Raw genomic sequence first — 15185 nt, 5'->3', positions numbered from 1 at the left:
GTGTCGCCCTATCGAGAGGGCGACACCCCTCCGTCAGCACTTCGTGCTGCCACCTCCCCTTAAAGGGGAGGATGAAGGTCAGGCGCGAGGCTAGGGTCAAGGGACGCTCCATCAAAACGGGCTGATCATCGAGAAGAAACTCTGCAACCAGCCTTGTTTGCTGGCGCGGGCGATTTCGCCCTTGCCGGTGTAGATGATCTTGGCGTCGGCCACGCGGGTCGATGCGATGCGGTTGTCCGGGCCGATGTCGGCCTGACGGACCAGGCCGCTGATCTGGATGAACTCGTCGCCGCGATTGAGCGTCAGCGCCTTTTCGCCCCGCACCAGCATCGTGCCATTGGGGTAGGTCGCCGCGATCGTCACGGTGATCTCGCCTGACAGCGCGTTGGACTGGGTTGCCCCGCCTTGGCCGGTAAAGGCATTCTGGCCACCCATGGCGACGTCACTGGCGGAAAATAGTTTGGACAGCACACCGGTCGATGGCGGGGTCAGGCCCAGATTGCCGTTGCGGCTTGTGTCGGCGCTGTTGCTCTTGGTGGCCTGCGTCCGTTCGACCAGGACGATGGTGATGATGTCGCCCACCGCCGTGGCGCGCGCGCCGCTGGTCAGCGGGGTATATCCCATGGATGCCTGAAAGATCGAGCCGTTGGATGGCGGCGCGACCGGCTGTGCCACGACGGTCGGCGCATAGAGCGCGCGTTCGGCCACGCGCTTCTTGCCCGCATGAACGGGCGACGCGGCCAGAGCGACCAGTGTTGGAATGGTGAAGGCGATGAGGAGGAGGCGCATCAGTGCGATCACATATTCTGGTTGACGTATTGGAGCATCTCGTCGGTCGCCTTGATCATCTTGCTGTTGACCTCATAGGCGCGCTGGGTCTCGATCATGTCGACCAGTTCCTCGACGACATTGACGTTCGACGTTTCCAGACTGCCCGACCGGATCGACCCGCGCCCTTCAAGGCCCGCGACGCCGACCTGCGGCGTACCGCTGGCCGCGCTTTCGACCAGCAGATTGCCGCCGATCGCCGAAAGCCCCGCCGCATTCATGAAGGTTGCCAGCTCGATCTGGCCCAGCTGCGTCGGCGTTGCTTCACCCTGGAGCGTCGCGGACACCGTGCCGTCATTGCCGACCGTCACCGACGTCGCGCCTTCGGGCACGGTGATTTGCGGGATCAGGGGCAGGCCGTCGCTGGTGACGACCGTACCTTCGGCGGTGACGGAGAAATTGCCCGCGCGGGTATAGGCGATGGAACCGTCCGGGCGCTGGACCTGAAAGAAGCCGGACCCCTCGATCGCCATGTCCAGCGAATTGCCGGTCTCGGTCAGCGTGCCCTGCGTATTGATCTTGCTCGTCCCCTGGAGCGAAACGCCGGAGCCAAGGTTGAGACCGGTGGCGAACTTGTTTTCGCTGTCCGAATTGGCGCCCGCCGCGATCATCTGCTGATAGGCGAGCGTTTCAAAATCGGCGCGGTCGCGCTTGAAACCGGTGGTGTTGACGTTCGCCAGGTTGTTGGCGATCACGCGCATCTTGGTGTTCTGCGCATCGAGGCCGGTGCGGGCGACATGAAGGGCGGCGTTGCTCATCGTCTCATCTCCGTAAAGCGTCGCAGTGAAGGGACGCCTGATGCCTCAATCATAGCAAGGTTCGTGCCAGTTTAACTGTCGAGCCGCATCAGCGACGCGCCGCCATCGTCCAGCTGCTTGGCGGTGTCGATCAGCTTGACCTGGGTTTCAAAGGCGCGGCTGGCCTCGATCATCTGCACCAGCGCACTGGTGGCGTTGACGTTCGATCCTTCGATGGAGCCGCTGGTGACGGTCGCCAGCGGGTCTTGCGGCAGCGCGCCGCCATTGACTTCGCGGAACAGGCCGTCGGTGCTTTTGGCAATGCCGGAACCGGTCGCATTGACCAGTTTCAATGCGTCGATCCGCTGCGGATTGGCCGGGTCGCCGCCCTGCGGTATGCCCCAGATGCTGCCATCCTGCGCGATCGACACGCTGTCCATCTGCGGCAGGGTGATCGGGCCGCCTTCGCCCAGCACGGGCAGGCCGTCGCCGGTGGTCAAAAGGCCGCTGTCACTGATTTTCAGGTCGCCGCGCCGCGTATAGGCTTCGCTGCCGTCGGCACCCTGAACGGCGAGCAGAGCATCGCCGTTCAGGGCCACGTCGAGCGCATTGCCCGTCTGGGTGACCGCACCTTGCGCCATATCGGCGGCGATCACCTGTTCGGATGCCTGTGCGCGGGTGTCGAACGTATCGCCCTTGATCCAGCGCGTCTCGGCATTGGCGATTTCGGCGCGAAAGCCCACCGTATTGGCGTTCGCGAGATTGTTCGCGATCGACGCCTGCCGGGCCATTGCGCCGCGCATCGCGGTCAGTGCCGTGTTGACGAGCCGGTCCATGGACGAAACCTCCTAAGCGTTTGCGATTATGTGCGGATGTTGACGATGGTGGTGGTCAGCGTGTTGGCCGCCTCGATCGCCTTGCTGTTCGCCTGGAAATTGCGCTGCGCCGCGATCAGCGACACCAGTTCGTCGGTGATGTCGACGTTGGAGCGCTCCAGCGACCCGGTATTGACCGCGCCGAACATGCCTTCATTGGCCAGGCCCAGGATCGGACTGCCGCTGGCGACGGTCGATGACCAGTGCGCATCGCCCTGCTGGCGCAAGCCTTCCAGGCTGTTGAAGGACGCCATGGCGACCTGACCCAGATAGACGGTGCTGCCATCGGCATAAATCGCCGATACCAGCCCGTCCTTGGCCACGCCCACGCTGGTCAGCTGTGGGCCATCGGCCTGACCCTGATAGGTGGTCGGCACCTGCAAATCGACCAGATCGGCTGGCGTGCTGGCGGCGGTAGGAGCCGTCGTGGGTACGCCGGTGTCGGGATCGACCGCGAACACCTGGATGCGCGACCCGGTGGTGTCGACCGCATAGCGATCATCATCGACCGAGAAAGCACCGTTGCGGGTGTAGCTGATCGTGCCATCTTCGGCCTTGACGGTGAAGAAGCCTTCGCCGGTGATCGCCATGTCCAGCGTCTTGTCGGTGGTTTCGATCGTGCCCTGGGTGAACTGCTGGGTGATGCCCTGCACGCGCACGCCCTGGCCGGCGACCTGATGCGTGGTCTGCATCGGCGCGGCGGCGAAAATGTCGCCAAACTGCGCCTTGCTCTTCTTGAACGCGGTCGAATTGACGTTGGCGACGTTGTTGGAAATGGCCGACAGGTCGGCCTGGGCGCCCTTGAGGCCGGACAGGGAAACATAGAAGGTCATGGCGTAGCTCCTTGGGTGAAAAGGAAATTGGGGGAGGGTGAATTAGCTGAGGCTGATCGCGTCCGACGGGCTGTAAGTGCCGAGCGCGGTGATGAGTTTGGACGAAGAGCCGTCAGCGGGTGACTGGACGGCGGCAATCGTGGCCCAGGTCGCGACCTTGCTGGGGGTCGCACCCTTGACCTTCACCTGAAGGGCGGCGGTGCTGACGCTGTTGCCCGCGTCATCCTTGCCATCCCAATAGAAGCTGACATCGCCCGCAGGTTGCGATCCTAGGTCAATCGACTTGACGACATTGCCGCTGGCATCGACCAGATCGACCGATGCGCCATCGACCGCCGCGGGCAGGGTGATCTGCCCGGCATAAAGGCCGCTAGCGTCAGGCGCGGCGATATTGCTCTGCACCAGCATCGACTTGCCGATCCAGCTCGCCGCATCGCCCAGGCGCGTGCCGGTCAGCTGTTGCTTGATCGACGCCAGATTGGCATTCATTTCGGCGATGCCGCTGGAATTGGTGATGGTCGCCATCTGCGACACCATTTCCGCATTATCGACCGGCTCGAACGGGTCCTGGGTCTGCATCTGCGCGGTCAGCAGGCGCAGGAAGTCCTCCTGCCCCATTTCCGACTTGCCGGTGCCGACCTTCGCGGTCGGATTATAGACCGAAAGCCCGGCGCTGTCGGTGACGGTAGAGGTCGTCATTTGCCGATCCTTATGGTTTCGAGCATCAGGGATTTGGCAGTGTTGAGCACCTGCACGTTATTTTGATACATGCGCGCGGTCTCGATCATGTCGATCATCTCGGCATTGCTATCGACCGCGGCTTCCCACACATCGCCATTGGCATCGGCCAGCGGATGGTTGGGGTCATGCCGCTTGGTCGGCTGCGCGTCGGTGGTGACTACCTGCGACACCTTGACCGTCGATACGCCGGGGCTGTCGGTGACCGATGTGAACACCGGCTTGATCGCACGATAGGCTTCGCCCGCGCTGCCGGTGACGTTTCCGGCGTTCGCCATGTTGGAAGCCGTGGCGTTCAGACGCACCAGCTGCGCGCTCATGGCGCGACCGGCAATGTCGAACACATTCATGGGGCCAGAGCCACTCATGCTCATTCTCCCTTCAGCGCGCGGTTGATGGTGTTGATGCGGCCCTCAAGGAAAGAGAGGGTCGTGCGATATTTGACGGCATTTTCGGCAAACAGCGTCTGTTCGGTGCTGAGTTCGACGGTGTTGCCGTCCAGGCTGGGCTGGAGCGGGACGCGATAGCCCATGCTATCATCGACCGCCTTCGACACATCGGCAGCGCCCGCGCTCGCCTGCGTGGTCGCGCTTTTCAGCGCGGCGTCGAAATCAATGTCGCGCGCCTTGTAGCCGGGGGTCGAGGCATTGGCGATGTTGGACGCGAGCAGGGACAGGCGCTGCGAACGAAGCGCCAGCGCCTTTCCATGGATCCCGAACAGACTTTCTTCCACCGACATGCCCTTTGCCCTTTGCCAGGCCTAAAAGTTGGTCGACCGCTGCCGTTCTATTGCCTGATGGCGTTCGATACGGGCGATCCAGCCTGTATATCCGCAAGAGCCGTGCCAATTTGCGTGGGTGACGCAATGGCAGGGCGGAAATCCCCGGAAAACGGGGGTTTTGCGGATGCAGGCGGCAAGGGCGGCAAGAAATTGCCGGTCGGCGGCAGCGCTTTGCCGCCGATAAGCGAGCAAGCGGGGACAAGAGCTGGTGACTGGCATTATAGGACATTTGGTCGATCCCCTGACGCTGCTCGCCATGGTCGGCGGGATTTTCTTGATCGCGCTATGCCAGAATGGCGCGGCCGCGCTGGGACGGGCAATTGCGGCGCTGCGCCCGCTGGTGACCGCCGACCCTGCGCGCGATCGCGACGCGGCGCGCGCTGCGATGCTCAAGATCGATCAGGTGGCGCAACTGCGCGGCCTGTCCTGTACCGACCGGGTCAAGACCGCCAACCCCTTCCTGACCGACGCCGCGCGCAAACTCGCCAATAGCGAGCGCACCGACCTGTTCGAGCTATGGGCGGCGCAGACGCTCGCCGACCGGGCGCAGCGCCATGCCGGCGCGCGCAATGTCTGGCTGTCGATCGCCGACGCCGCGCCCGCGCTGGGCATGGCCGGGACGATCATCGGCCTGGTCGGCATGTTCGCGGCGATGGACGATCCCGCCGCGCTCGGCCCGGCCATGGCGCTGGCCTTGCTCACCACCTTTTACGGCGTCGTCATTGCCAACATGATCGCCGCGCCCATCGCTGCGCGCCTCGCTGATCTGTCCGAACGCGAACTGGCCTGGCAGCAGGAGGTCGTCGCCCGGATGCTTGCCATCGCACGGCGCGAAAATGCGCCTCTGCGCCGGGCGTCGATCCGCGAAGTCGCATGAGCGCGTCCACCATCGCCGCGACGCGGCGCAACCGCTGGGCGGTCAGCTTCGCCGATCTGCTGCTGCTCTTGCTCGCCTTCTTCGTGCTGTTGCAGGCCAGCGGATCGCGGCGTGACGCCATGCTGGCGCAGGTCGCCCAGCAATTTGGCGGCCGCGCGATGCGAACGGGCATAGAGATCCGCGCGGTCGAGCTGTTCGTGCCGGGCGAAGCACTATTGAGCGATCAGGGTCGCGCCCGCCTGTCCGTCATTGCCCGCCAATTCGCCAAAGAGCCGGGCGGAGTAGAGATTCGCAGCCACGGCAGCGATCGCGCCCGCCAACGCTTCGACGACTGGGATCTCGCCGCCGCCCGCATCGGCGCGGTCGCCCGCGCCCTCAAGCTGGACGGGATCGCACAGGACAGGCTGCTGATCCGGGGCCTCGACCAGGCCGATGGCAAGGGCGGGGAGGGCCAGGTGATCCATATCGCGCCGGGGGTTAAGACCCAATAATAGCGCAAAACTGGCACGGCTCTTGCTTTTCTGACCGGAAAGACCGTCCGTCTTTTCAGGAGACATGCCGTGTTTCGATCCAAACCGATCCTTCTTGCCGCAGCCGCCATCGCGACCGCGCAGCCTGCATGGGCGCAGCAGAAGTTCGAGAATCTGGACCGGATCGACAGTCTGGTCGCGATGACCGTCGGCGCCAATCTGGGCGAACCGGGCGGCCCGGTCGCGCCGGTCGATCGCCGCCTGAAGCTGGCCGCTTGCCCCTCGACCCCTGCGGTCGATGGTCCCTTGTTCGGAGCCGCGATCGTGAAATGCGACGCGCTGGGCTGGCGGATTCGCGTGCCGTTGGTCGCAGGGGCTTCTGCCGCTGCGTCCGGCCCGGTGCCGCGCGCCGCTGCCTCCAACCGTTTCACCCCCGCCGCCCGCCCGGTCCCGACCGAAAATGTCGTCAAGCGCGGCGATCCGGTGCAGCTAATGGCCGGAAACGCGGCCTTCAGCGTCTCGCGCGTAATGATCGCGGACGAAGATGGCGCGGTCGGCGAAACCATCCGGGTGCGTGAGGACAAGAAATCTGCGCCTATTTTTGCGCAAGTCGTGGAAATGGGGCTTGTGCGTATTCCCGGATTTAAGGATTTCTGAACTTGTCCGTTATAGCGTTTAAGGGACGAATGAAGGATTTTACCCATGATTAAGTCAGTCGGCCAGAGCATCAGCGCCGCCATAGAGGCGACCCGCCTGCGGGAAGGGGCCAGGACGCGCGCTTCGTCGGCCACCGGCTCGACCACTGCATCATCGTCGGCATCGTCGGCCAGCCCAGCCTCGCGCATGGCGGCGGAAGGCGCGCCGGTCGACATGGATCGCATCGCCGCCATCAAGGCTGCGATCGCGTCGGGCAACTACCCGGTCAACCCATCGGCCATTGCCGAGCGCATGGTGGCGCTCGACCTGCCGGTCGCCGGATAAAGGATTAGCCCCCATGTCGCTGGGCCTTGCTGCGCTGGACGATCTGTTTGAAGCCTTCGAGGATTTGCGTGAGGCGCTGGATGGCAGTGATGCCGCCGCGATCGAAGTCGCCAGCAATCGGGTGAGCCACAGCGCCGCCGCCGTGCGCGCCATCGGCGCCTGGCGTTCCGAACCCCAGACCGTCGCCCGGCTGAGCGCGATGCTCCCCCTGATCGACAGCGCGCGGATACGGGTCAACCTGCTCGCTGATCACGCGAATCAGCGGCTGGCAATGCTCGCCGCCCACGGCGCGCGCAATGCGCCGCTGACCTACAGCCGCTGAAAAGCCATTTTCTGTTACACCCGAAAACGGCGCCAATCGGCGCCGTTTTTCGTTTGGGGCGATGGTCGCGTCCAAATGATCCTCCCCTTGCAGCGCAGGGGAATCGCACATGACTTTTCGTTATCCCTCCAACGTCATCCTGAATTTATTTAGCTGCGCTGGCCTTCGGCTCAGGATCTATCGTGCCCCAAAAGCCGCCGCTGGAGGCGAGAAATGGATGCTGAAACAAGTTCAGCATGACGATGAAGGAGGGGGCAGTTCCATATGCGATAGCCCTACCCGACAGGGGAGGATTGTGCGGCTCACCGCCTTCCGACACCTCTGAAAATACAGCTCCGTCAGCGAAACCACAGCGACAGAAAATCAAATAGTTGCGTCGGCATTAACCAAATCTTGGCATAAGCCTTGCTCTAATGCTCCCCAGAACCAAGTGGGGAATATGAACCAATGTCGGCTTTTGCAGACATTACAGCAACGGGGACATCGACTGGCAATCGCGTTACAAACGCGATCGCCATGGCGAGCCGCCGTACGGGCGTCGATTTCGCCTATCTGCTGGGTCAGGCGAAAATCGAATCCAGCATGAACCCCACCGCCCGCGCGACGACATCGTCCGCGACCGGCCTTTATCAATTCATCGACCAGAGCTGGCTGGCGGTCATCGACCAGCATGGCAGCGAATATGGGCTGGGCTGGGCATCCGACGCGATCAGCCAGGGCAGTAATGGCCGCTATCATGTGTCGGACCCGGAATTGCGCCAGCAGATACTCGACCTGCGCAAACATCCCGAAACCGCGTCAGTGATGGCGGCCGAACATGCCGCCGACAACAAATCCTATCTGGAAAAGCGCCTTGGTCGCGAAGCCGAACCGGTCGATCTCTACCTCGCCCATTTTTTGGGGGTAGGCGGCGCCAGCAAATTCCTGTCGGTCCATGATCGCGCGCCCGGTGCGACGGCGGCCTCGCTCTTCCCGTCGGCCGCGCGGGCCAATCGTTCGATCTTTTATGATCGTGCCGGCAACGCCCGCAGCTTCGCCGACATTCGCGATCGCTTCGCCTCCAAATTGCAGAAGGGCGTCGATAGCCTGGGCGGCGACGTCCAATATGCCGACGCATCGGGCGCATCGGGTCTGCCCAGCGGCGCACGGACGGTCCAGCCCGCCGATTATGTGCGGATCGAAACCCAGCGCCTTAGCGAACAAGTCGATGTCGGCATCCGGCCCCAGCCGCAGACCGCACGTCTCGCCTATCTCATGCTCGCCACCCTCGGAAGGTAACGGCTCCTCATGACTCCCAACCAAATCAAAGCGAAGATCTGGATGAGCGCCGCCAAGGGGGCGGTGCTGCCCTTCGCGACGCTGATGGTCGTGCTGTTCATGATGGTGCCGGTCCCGGCGATCATGCTCGACATTGGTTTCATCACCAACATCATGATTTCGCTCGCCGTGCTGATGGTCGCGCTCAACGCTGCCAAGCCGCTCGATTTCTCGGCCTTCCCGACCGTCCTCCTGTTCGCCACCCTGCTGCGCCTCGCGCTCAACGTCGCCTCCACCCGCGTGGTGCTGGTGTCGGGGCATGAAGGCTCCGATTCAGCGGGCCAAGTGATCGAGGCGTTCGGCCATTTCCTGATCGGCGGCGACTATGTCGTCGGTATTTTCGTGTTCGCCATCCTGATGATCATCAACCTGGTGGTCATCACCAAGGGTGCGGGCCGCGTGTCGGAAGTCAGCGCCCGCTTCACCCTGGATGCCTTGCCCGGCAAGCAGATGGCGATCGACGCCGATCTGAACGCGGGCCTGATGACGCCTGAAGAAGCCAAGCTGCGCCGCGCCGAAGTCGCGACCGAAGCGGATTTCTACGGCTCGATGGACGGTGCCAGCAAGTTCGTGAAGGGCGATGCGGTCGCGGGTATCCTGATCCTGGTCATCAACATCATCGGCGGCATCATATTGGGCGTCGTCAGCCACGGCCTCACCATGGGGCAGGCGGCGGAAACCTATATTCTTCTGGCCATCGGCGATGCGCTGGTCGCACAGGTGCCGGCGCTTTTGCTGTCGATCGCCGCTGCCTCCATCGTCACCCGCGTCAAGAGCGAGGATGATCTGTCCGGTCAGATTGCCGGCCAGTTCGGGTCGGCCCGCGCCTGGGTGCCTGTCGCCGCGATCCTGACCTTCATGGGCGTGCTGCCCGGTATGCCGCACCTGATCGTGCTGCCCGCCGCTGCCATATCCTGGCTCATCGCCTGGAACCTGCGCAAGGCGAGCCAGAAAAAGGCTGCCGAACCCGCGCCCGCGCCGCCGCCTGTCAACCCTGCGGTCATCGAATGGAACGATGTGTCCGACGGCGCGCTGCTCGGCCTCGAAATCGGCTATGGTCTCATTGGGCTGGTGGACGAACGTAAGGGCGCGCCGCTGATGGCGCGGATCACCGGCATCCGCCGCCAGCTGTCCAAGGAACTGGGCTTCGTCGTGCCGATGGTCCGCGTGAAGGACAATCTGGCGCTCGAACCCAATCAATATCGCATCACCATCGCCGGCGTTGTCGTGGGCGAAGATGAAATCTGGCCCGAAGATCTGCTGGCCCTCGACAGCGGCGCGCTGGAAGGCACGGTCGTCGGTCGCGCGGCCAAAGATCCGACCTTCGGCCTCGACGCGGTCTGGATTCCGCAGGCCAGACGTAGCGAGGCGGTGGTCGCAGGCTATACGGTGGTCGATCCGCCAACGGTCGTGGCAACACATCTCAACCAGCTGATCGCGATGAACGCCGCTGAAATGTTCGGCCTCGACGAAGCGCGCAAGCTGCTCGACAATCTGAAGGACGTGGCCCCCCAGCTGGTCGATGGCCTGACGCCGGGCACGCTCAGTCTGACGCAGATCAGCGCGCTCTGCCGCGCGCTGCTGTCCGAAGGCATAGCGCTCAAGGATTTCCGCCGCATCTGCGAAGCCATGGTCGATGCCGCCCGCCCGGACATGAGCCACGAACAACTGGTCGAAGCGGTGCGCCAGCGCATCGGCGCGCTGATCATCCAGGGGCTTGTGCCGGTCAAGATGCCGCTGCCGGTCATCACGCTCGATGGCGACCTGGAAGCCTTGCTGGCGCAGGCGATGCGGGTTGCAGGCGACGCCCGCCACCCGATCGAACCCGCGCTCGCCAACCGCATCGTCGAAGCGGTGGTGCAGGCCGCCCGGCCCTTGCTGGGGCAGGCGCGCAATTTCGCCATCGTCACCTCGCCCGTCGCGCGTCGGGCGATGGCGCGGCTGTTCAAGCCGCATCTGCCCGAAACGCCGGTCCTGTCCTTCCTGGAAATACCGGACGGCAAGGGCGTGGAGGTGGCTGCCGTCGTCGGAGGCGAACAACGCCCCACGCCGCGCCACGATCCCGCGCCCCGTCATGACCCCATGATGCAGCGCGAACGGGTCGCTTGAGGAGAGGCTGACCGATGTACATGAACAAAATTGCGTCCGGCGCCCACACCTATGCCAGGCCGGGGGATAACAGCCCGGAACGGCTGGCGCGCCAATATATGCCGCTGGTCCGCAAGATCGCCTGGCATGTCCATGGCCGCGTTTCCACCGCGATCGAGGTGGAGGATCTGCTCCAGATCGGCATGGTCGCGCTGGTCGAGGCCGCCAACAGTTTCGAGGATCGCGGGCTGGGCTTTGCCGCCTATGCGCAACTGCGCGTGCGCGGCGCGATGATCGATCATCTGCGGCGGCAGGCGACGATCTGCCGGTCGGCCATGGCCAAGCGAAAAGATCTGGCCAAGGTGCGCAATCGGCTGGAACAGAAGCTGGGCCGCTTGCCGACCGAAGCGGAAATGTCCGCCGACATGGGGCTGGAACCGTCCGCCTATCGCGAAATCGCCGACAGCGTGGAGATGGTCCAGCACACCAGCATGGATGAGGTCTATTCCGACCAGTCGATGTGGTTCGCCGATGTGGAGGACCGCGCCGACGACATATTGGAACGCGAATCCTTAAAGGCCGCGATCACCCACGGCATCAGCGAATTGCCAGAGCGCGAAGCGCTGGTGCTGCAACTCTATTTCGTCGAGGAACTCAATCTGGAGGAGATCGGCCACACGCTGGACATTGGCGCAGCACGGGTCTGTCAGATCAAGAAAGCCGCGCTCGACCGCCTGCGCGAGAAATTGCGCGACTGGGATTAACCTCCAGCACCACCTCCGTTCGCCCTGAGCCTGTCGAAGGGTCGTCCTCACTCATCATTCGCGGCAAATGGCCCCATCCGCCGCTCGTCGCCGCTCGGCCACCGAAAGCGCAGCGGACGGTAGCTTTGCGTGCGCCACCACGGATCGGCGACGACGAACAGCCCGCCCTGCTCCGCCCGCCGCCCCAGATCCTTGCGCGCGGTCAGCGCCGCCAGCACGGGGGCCAGCAACAATCCCGCCACCACCGGCGTGATCCAGCCCAGCCCGCCCGCCTGCACCGCCATCGCGGTCAGGCCGATCCCCAGCAAGATATGCCATTTGAACAACCAGATCGCGCTGCCCAGCCCCATGCCGTCGCGGTCGCGGGTCTGCCCGTTCCAGCTGCTCTTGCGCCCCATCAATATGCCGAACAGGTTGATCGTCTGGGTCAGCATCGCCACTGGCGCCATCAGGATCGACAGCGCAATGTCGGCGATCACCCCGCGCGTCATCCGCGCCGCGCCGCCAAAGCCGATCCGCCGCGCCGGGTCGATCAGCGCCCATATCATCGCCAGCAATTTGGGACCGAACAGCAAGGTCGCGGTCACCGCCAGCAGACCGCCCGATGGCAGCACCGCGCTCGGCGGCCACACCCCCGCCAGCGCCCCGCCCAGCACCACCAGCATCAGCGCCAGCCACAGCGGCGACGTGCAATAGGCCGACGCCCCGACCAGCAGCTGGAAACGGCTGACCGGATGCAGCCCGGCAATCTTGATGAATAGCGGCACATGCTGGATATTGCCCTGGCACCAGCGCCGGTCGCGGGTGAACAGGTCGGGCATGGCGGGCGGAAATTCCTCGAAACTGTCGTCGGCGTTCACCATATGCACGTCCCAGCCGCGCCGCCGCAGCAGCGCCGCCTCGATCATGTCGTGGCTCATGATATGCCCGCCAAAGGGCGCACGTCCGGGCAGTTCGGGCAGGCCGCAGCTCTGCGCGAACGCCTTGACCCGCACGATCGCGTTGTGGCCCCAGAACATGCCTTCGGAGCCTGCCCACCAGATCATCCCCGCCGCCGAAATCGGCCCGAACAATCGACTGGCAAATTGCTGCCAGCGCGCGAAGAACGTCGCAGCACCGACGACCGTGGGAACGGTCTGGATCAGACCGACCTGCGGATGCCGCTCCATGTCGGCGGCCAGCCGCGCCATCGTCTGTCCGCTCATCACGCTGTCCGCGTCCAGCACGACCATATAGTCGTAACCGCCGCCGAAACGCTCGACCCACTCAGCGATATTGCCCGGCTTGCGCCCGATATTGCGCGCGCGGCGGCGATAATGGACGGGGCGAGAAAAGGACTCGCGCATCTCCAGATAGGCGCGCCGCTCCGTCTCGCCATTGTCGGCATTGGAATCGGACAGGATGAAAAACTCGAACCGTTCGCCCCCCATCACCTGCGCCAGCGATCGCTCCATGATCGACAGGCGCCCCAGCACGCCCAGAAAATCCTCGTTGCAGACCGGCAGCAAAATCGCGGTCTTGCCTTGCAGGGATGTGGCAGGGGTAGGGGCGTGGGGCGTGACGGCGCGACCCTTGCCCACGGTCAGCAGCAGGAAACCGATCAGCGCAGTAGCAAAGCCGAAAGCGATCCAGGCGAACAGCGGAATGAACAGCGCCAGATAGACGCCCTCCCACGCCGAAATCCCGTCCAGGCCGATCGACCGGCGCATCTCATGCGCGGCCATCGCGGCAGGCAGCAGCGCCAGCAGCACGACCAGCAGGCGGCGCGCCCACAGGTCGATATTGAACCGCCGCCGCGCGATCATCGGCGGACGCCCGCCAAAATCCTGCACCGGCATGGCGATCGGCGTTTCCGCCGGCACTTGCTCAAATGCCCGTGGCATGGGCTTGTCTCCGGTGACGGCATCCACCGTCAGCACGCCTCCCGTCACACGTTTTCCAGACCTGATTAGCATTGACCCACAGGACAGAACCGCTCGTTACGCTGGCGGTTCCCTTCATCCCGTGATCGGATAATGCACATATTCGCTCAAAAGGCGACCATTGGCGCGCAATTGCAGCCGAACCTCGGTCGGAACGCCCGATTTCACCTCCAGGTCGATGACCGCGCGAAACAGGCCCGGCTGTCCCAGCACCGGATAACCCGCCGCCTTGATCAGCGTCCCCCCGCTCAGGTCCGTCCACAGGTCGGGTCGCACATCCTGCGGCACACCGGCAAAATCGACCACCAGCCGCTGCGCATCGGGCTGGTCGCCGCGCCCGCGCCACATATTGGCGACCGTTGCAAGGCTGGTGCCCGCCGGATTTTGCGCCGCCGACCAGTCGAGCCGATAGCCAATGTCGATCCGCCGCCCCGGCACCGGCGCAGCGTCGGGCGTCCAGTAGGCCGCGACATTATCGGTATATTCGCTGTCGGTCGGAAAGCTGTATAGCCGCACCTGCCCCGCGCCCAGCGGTCGGGCAGGGGTCGCCCAGAGCGATGGCCGCCGGTCGTAAAAGACGCCATCATCCTGATAATGGGCAAAATCCCGGTCGCGCTGGAGCAAGCCGAAACCCTTGGGGTCGCGCTCGGCAAAGGCGCTGACCTGCGGCATGGCGGGATTGACCAGCGGCCGGGCATGAACGCTGCCGTCGCCGCTGGCGATCGACAGCAGGTCGCTGTCATGGATTTCCGGCCGCCAGTCCGTCCCTTGCCGCCGGTTCGCCTGATCATACCAGAACATGCTGGTCATCGGCATCAGCCCCAGTTCGGGAATGGCGCGGCGGGGAAACAGCGCCGCAGTCACATCCTGCCGCACGCCATCAGCCCCCAGGCTGCTGACGAAACGAAACGCGCCGGTGATCGACGCACCATCCAACAGCGCGTGGATGGTCACGCTGCTGGTGCCGGTCCGCTCCAGCCAGAAATGGGTGAAGCGGGGAAATTCCTCCTTGCCCGCTATGCCGGTATTGATCGCGATCGCGCGGGCCGACAGGCCGAACTGTTTTTGCGGGCTTGGCGCACGGAAATAGCTGGCACCCAGAAAGGACAGCCAGTCACCGTCGCGCGCCGCGTTCATGATGCGGAAGCCTGCAAAGCCCGCGTCGGGTGGCAGCCGCTTGACCGGATTGTTCGCAGGTGCATCGAACATCGCGGCATCATAGCGCAGCGGCGTGGCGCGTCCCTTGTCGACCAGCGCAATCTGCACCGGCTGTGCCGCCGTCCGGCTGAGCGGGAAGAGCCGCACCCCGGTATCGCCGGGCAAATCCCCCCAGATCGTGCGATCATCGGCAAAGCGTGCCTGATGCAGCGCGTCATAGTCGATCGCCTGCGCGCCGGGATGCAGCGGCGTCTCGGCAAAAGGCGCGCGCGCCCGTCGCTGCGCCCGCGCCACCAGCCGCTCCCATGAAAATGGCTCGGTGGCAGGCTGTGCCATCAGCCGGTTGGGAAGGATCAGCGCAGCGCCGGTGGCGGCGATCATCGCGCGCCGGTTGATATGGGTCATGGCTTTCATCATGAAAGGCATAACCGCCAAAGCCAAGGGCGTATCCTTATAGCACTATTCGATGGACATGCCGCCGCACCGGCCCGCTC

17 protein-coding genes are annotated in these 15185 nt (G+C 64.2%); 8 read left to right on the top strand and 9 right to left on the bottom strand.

Translation table 11 applies throughout. The features are described 5' to 3' along the window. Nucleotides 1-111: 111 nt before the first annotated feature. The 7 genes from EBBID32_RS16515 to flgB form a co-directional block, all read right to left on the bottom strand. Complete coding sequence (locus tag EBBID32_RS16515; protein ID WP_006961238.1) at nucleotides 112-789, bottom strand: flagellar basal body L-ring protein FlgH; 678 nt, start codon at nucleotides 787-789, stop codon at nucleotides 112-114. A gap of 8 nt (nucleotides 790-797) precedes the next feature. Continuing rightward, the gene (gene flgG / locus EBBID32_RS16510; RefSeq protein WP_006961236.1) at nucleotides 798-1586 is read right to left on the bottom strand and encodes a flagellar basal-body rod protein FlgG; all 789 of its coding nucleotides are present in this window, start codon (nucleotides 1584-1586) and stop codon (nucleotides 798-800) included. Between the two features lie 71 nt (nucleotides 1587-1657). Next, on the bottom strand, nucleotides 1658-2401 hold the full coding sequence (locus EBBID32_RS16505) for a flagellar basal body rod protein FlgF (RefSeq protein ID WP_006961234.1): 744 nt from the start codon (nucleotides 2399-2401) through the stop codon (nucleotides 1658-1660). Between the two features lie 26 nt (nucleotides 2402-2427). Further along, nucleotides 2428-3273, bottom strand: a complete 846-nt coding sequence (locus tag EBBID32_RS16500; RefSeq protein WP_006961233.1) for a flagellar hook-basal body complex protein — start codon at nucleotides 3271-3273, stop codon at nucleotides 2428-2430. Between the two features lie 42 nt (nucleotides 3274-3315). Beyond that, a complete protein-coding gene (locus EBBID32_RS16495) occupies nucleotides 3316-3972 on the bottom strand; it encodes a flagellar hook assembly protein FlgD (RefSeq protein WP_006961231.1) in 657 nt (218 codons plus the stop codon). Beyond that, nucleotides 3969-4379 (bottom strand): flagellar basal body rod protein FlgC, encoded by a 411-nt coding sequence (flgC, locus tag EBBID32_RS16490; protein WP_037491341.1) that lies wholly within the window; start codon nucleotides 4377-4379, stop codon nucleotides 3969-3971. Before flgC ends, EBBID32_RS16495 begins: the two co-directional genes overlap by 4 nt. 2 nt (nucleotides 4380-4381) lie before the next feature. Beyond that, nucleotides 4382-4750: a flagellar basal body rod protein FlgB gene (flgB, locus tag EBBID32_RS16485; protein ID WP_006961227.1), complete on the bottom strand. Its 369-nt coding sequence runs from the start codon at nucleotides 4748-4750 to the stop codon at nucleotides 4382-4384. 298 nt (nucleotides 4751-5048) lie between these two features. Between flgB and EBBID32_RS16480 the strand changes: the two genes are divergently transcribed. The 8 genes from EBBID32_RS16480 to EBBID32_RS16445 all read left to right on the top strand — a co-directional run bounded on the left by EBBID32_RS16480 (nucleotide 5049) and on the right by EBBID32_RS16445 (nucleotide 11611). Continuing rightward, a complete protein-coding gene (locus tag EBBID32_RS16480; RefSeq protein WP_051093370.1) occupies nucleotides 5049-5669 on the top strand; it encodes a MotA/TolQ/ExbB proton channel family protein in 621 nt (206 codons plus the stop codon). Next, nucleotides 5666-6160, top strand: coding sequence for a flagellar motor protein MotB (locus EBBID32_RS16475; protein WP_006961221.1), 495 nt, complete (start codon nucleotides 5666-5668; stop codon nucleotides 6158-6160). Before EBBID32_RS16480 ends, EBBID32_RS16475 begins: the two co-directional genes overlap by 4 nt. Before the next feature lie 69 nt (nucleotides 6161-6229). Further along, nucleotides 6230-6796 (top strand): flagella basal body P-ring formation protein FlgA, encoded by a 567-nt coding sequence (locus tag EBBID32_RS16470; protein WP_006961219.1) that lies wholly within the window; start codon nucleotides 6230-6232, stop codon nucleotides 6794-6796. A gap of 45 nt (nucleotides 6797-6841) precedes the next feature. Further along, nucleotides 6842-7120 (top strand): flagellar biosynthesis anti-sigma factor FlgM, encoded by a 279-nt coding sequence (flgM, locus tag EBBID32_RS16465; protein ID WP_006961217.1) that lies wholly within the window; start codon nucleotides 6842-6844, stop codon nucleotides 7118-7120. A 13-nt stretch (nucleotides 7121-7133) separates the two neighbouring features. Continuing rightward, on the top strand, nucleotides 7134-7442 hold the full coding sequence (locus EBBID32_RS16460) for a hypothetical protein (protein WP_006961214.1): 309 nt from the start codon (nucleotides 7134-7136) through the stop codon (nucleotides 7440-7442). Nucleotides 7443-7889: 447 nt separating this feature from the next. Continuing rightward, nucleotides 7890-8720 (top strand): hypothetical protein, encoded by an 831-nt coding sequence (locus EBBID32_RS16455; protein ID WP_006961209.1) that lies wholly within the window; start codon nucleotides 7890-7892, stop codon nucleotides 8718-8720. Nucleotides 8721-8729: 9 nt separating this feature from the next. Then, complete coding sequence (gene flhA / locus EBBID32_RS16450; protein ID WP_037491337.1) at nucleotides 8730-10868, top strand: flagellar biosynthesis protein FlhA; 2139 nt, start codon at nucleotides 8730-8732, stop codon at nucleotides 10866-10868. A 14-nt stretch (nucleotides 10869-10882) separates the two neighbouring features. Further along, on the top strand, nucleotides 10883-11611 hold the full coding sequence (locus EBBID32_RS16445; protein ID WP_006961205.1) for a sigma-70 family RNA polymerase sigma factor: 729 nt from the start codon (nucleotides 10883-10885) through the stop codon (nucleotides 11609-11611). A gap of 47 nt (nucleotides 11612-11658) precedes the next feature. Here the strand turns inward: EBBID32_RS16445 and mdoH are convergent, their stop codons facing one another. After that, entirely contained in the window at nucleotides 11659-13494 is a 1836-nt protein-coding gene (gene mdoH, locus EBBID32_RS16440; protein ID WP_156022597.1) for a glucans biosynthesis glucosyltransferase MdoH, read from the bottom strand. 114 nt (nucleotides 13495-13608) lie between these two features. After that, nucleotides 13609-15096: a glucan biosynthesis protein gene (locus EBBID32_RS16435; RefSeq protein ID WP_037491344.1), complete on the bottom strand. Its 1488-nt coding sequence runs from the start codon at nucleotides 15094-15096 to the stop codon at nucleotides 13609-13611. Nucleotides 15097-15185: the final 89 nt, after the last annotated feature.

The organism is Sphingobium indicum BiD32 (assembly GCF_000382885.1).
GTDB classification, from domain to species: domain Bacteria; phylum Pseudomonadota; class Alphaproteobacteria; order Sphingomonadales; family Sphingomonadaceae; genus Sphingobium; species Sphingobium japonicum_C.
This window is presented reverse-complemented; position numbering and strand designations above follow the sequence as displayed.

What these genes read in the sequence shown, in the direction of transcription:
- flgB (WP_006961227.1), bottom strand. Translation starts at nt 4,750, where the DNA reads ATGTCGGTGGAAGAAAGTCTGTTCGGGATCCATGGAAAGGCGCTGGCG.
- EBBID32_RS16455 (WP_006961209.1), top strand. Translation starts at nt 7,890, where the DNA reads ATGTCGGCTTTTGCAGACATTACAGCAACGGGGACATCGACTGGCAAT.
- EBBID32_RS16500 (WP_006961233.1), bottom strand. Translation starts at nt 3,273, where the DNA reads ATGACCTTCTATGTTTCCCTGTCCGGCCTCAAGGGCGCCCAGGCCGAC.
- EBBID32_RS16445 (WP_006961205.1), top strand. Translation starts at nt 10,883, where the DNA reads ATGTACATGAACAAAATTGCGTCCGGCGCCCACACCTATGCCAGGCCG.
- EBBID32_RS16435 (WP_037491344.1), bottom strand. Translation starts at nt 15,096, where the DNA reads ATGACCCATATCAACCGGCGCGCGATGATCGCCGCCACCGGCGCTGCG.
- EBBID32_RS16475 (WP_006961221.1), top strand. Translation starts at nt 5,666, where the DNA reads ATGAGCGCGTCCACCATCGCCGCGACGCGGCGCAACCGCTGGGCGGTC.
- EBBID32_RS16505 (WP_006961234.1), bottom strand. Translation starts at nt 2,401, where the DNA reads ATGGACCGGCTCGTCAACACGGCACTGACCGCGATGCGCGGCGCAATG.
- mdoH (WP_156022597.1), bottom strand. Translation starts at nt 13,494, where the DNA reads ATGCCACGGGCATTTGAGCAAGTGCCGGCGGAAACGCCGATCGCCATG.
- EBBID32_RS16480 (WP_051093370.1), top strand. Translation starts at nt 5,049, where the DNA reads ATGGTCGGCGGGATTTTCTTGATCGCGCTATGCCAGAATGGCGCGGCC.
- EBBID32_RS16515 (WP_006961238.1), bottom strand. Translation starts at nt 789, where the DNA reads ATGCGCCTCCTCCTCATCGCCTTCACCATTCCAACACTGGTCGCTCTG.
- EBBID32_RS16460 (WP_006961214.1), top strand. Translation starts at nt 7,134, where the DNA reads ATGTCGCTGGGCCTTGCTGCGCTGGACGATCTGTTTGAAGCCTTCGAG.
- flhA (WP_037491337.1), top strand. Translation starts at nt 8,730, where the DNA reads ATGACTCCCAACCAAATCAAAGCGAAGATCTGGATGAGCGCCGCCAAG.
- EBBID32_RS16495 (WP_006961231.1), bottom strand. Translation starts at nt 3,972, where the DNA reads ATGACGACCTCTACCGTCACCGACAGCGCCGGGCTTTCGGTCTATAAT.
- flgC (WP_037491341.1), bottom strand. Translation starts at nt 4,379, where the DNA reads ATGAGTGGCTCTGGCCCCATGAATGTGTTCGACATTGCCGGTCGCGCC.
- flgM (WP_006961217.1), top strand. Translation starts at nt 6,842, where the DNA reads ATGATTAAGTCAGTCGGCCAGAGCATCAGCGCCGCCATAGAGGCGACC.
- flgG (WP_006961236.1), bottom strand. Translation starts at nt 1,586, where the DNA reads ATGAGCAACGCCGCCCTTCATGTCGCCCGCACCGGCCTCGATGCGCAG.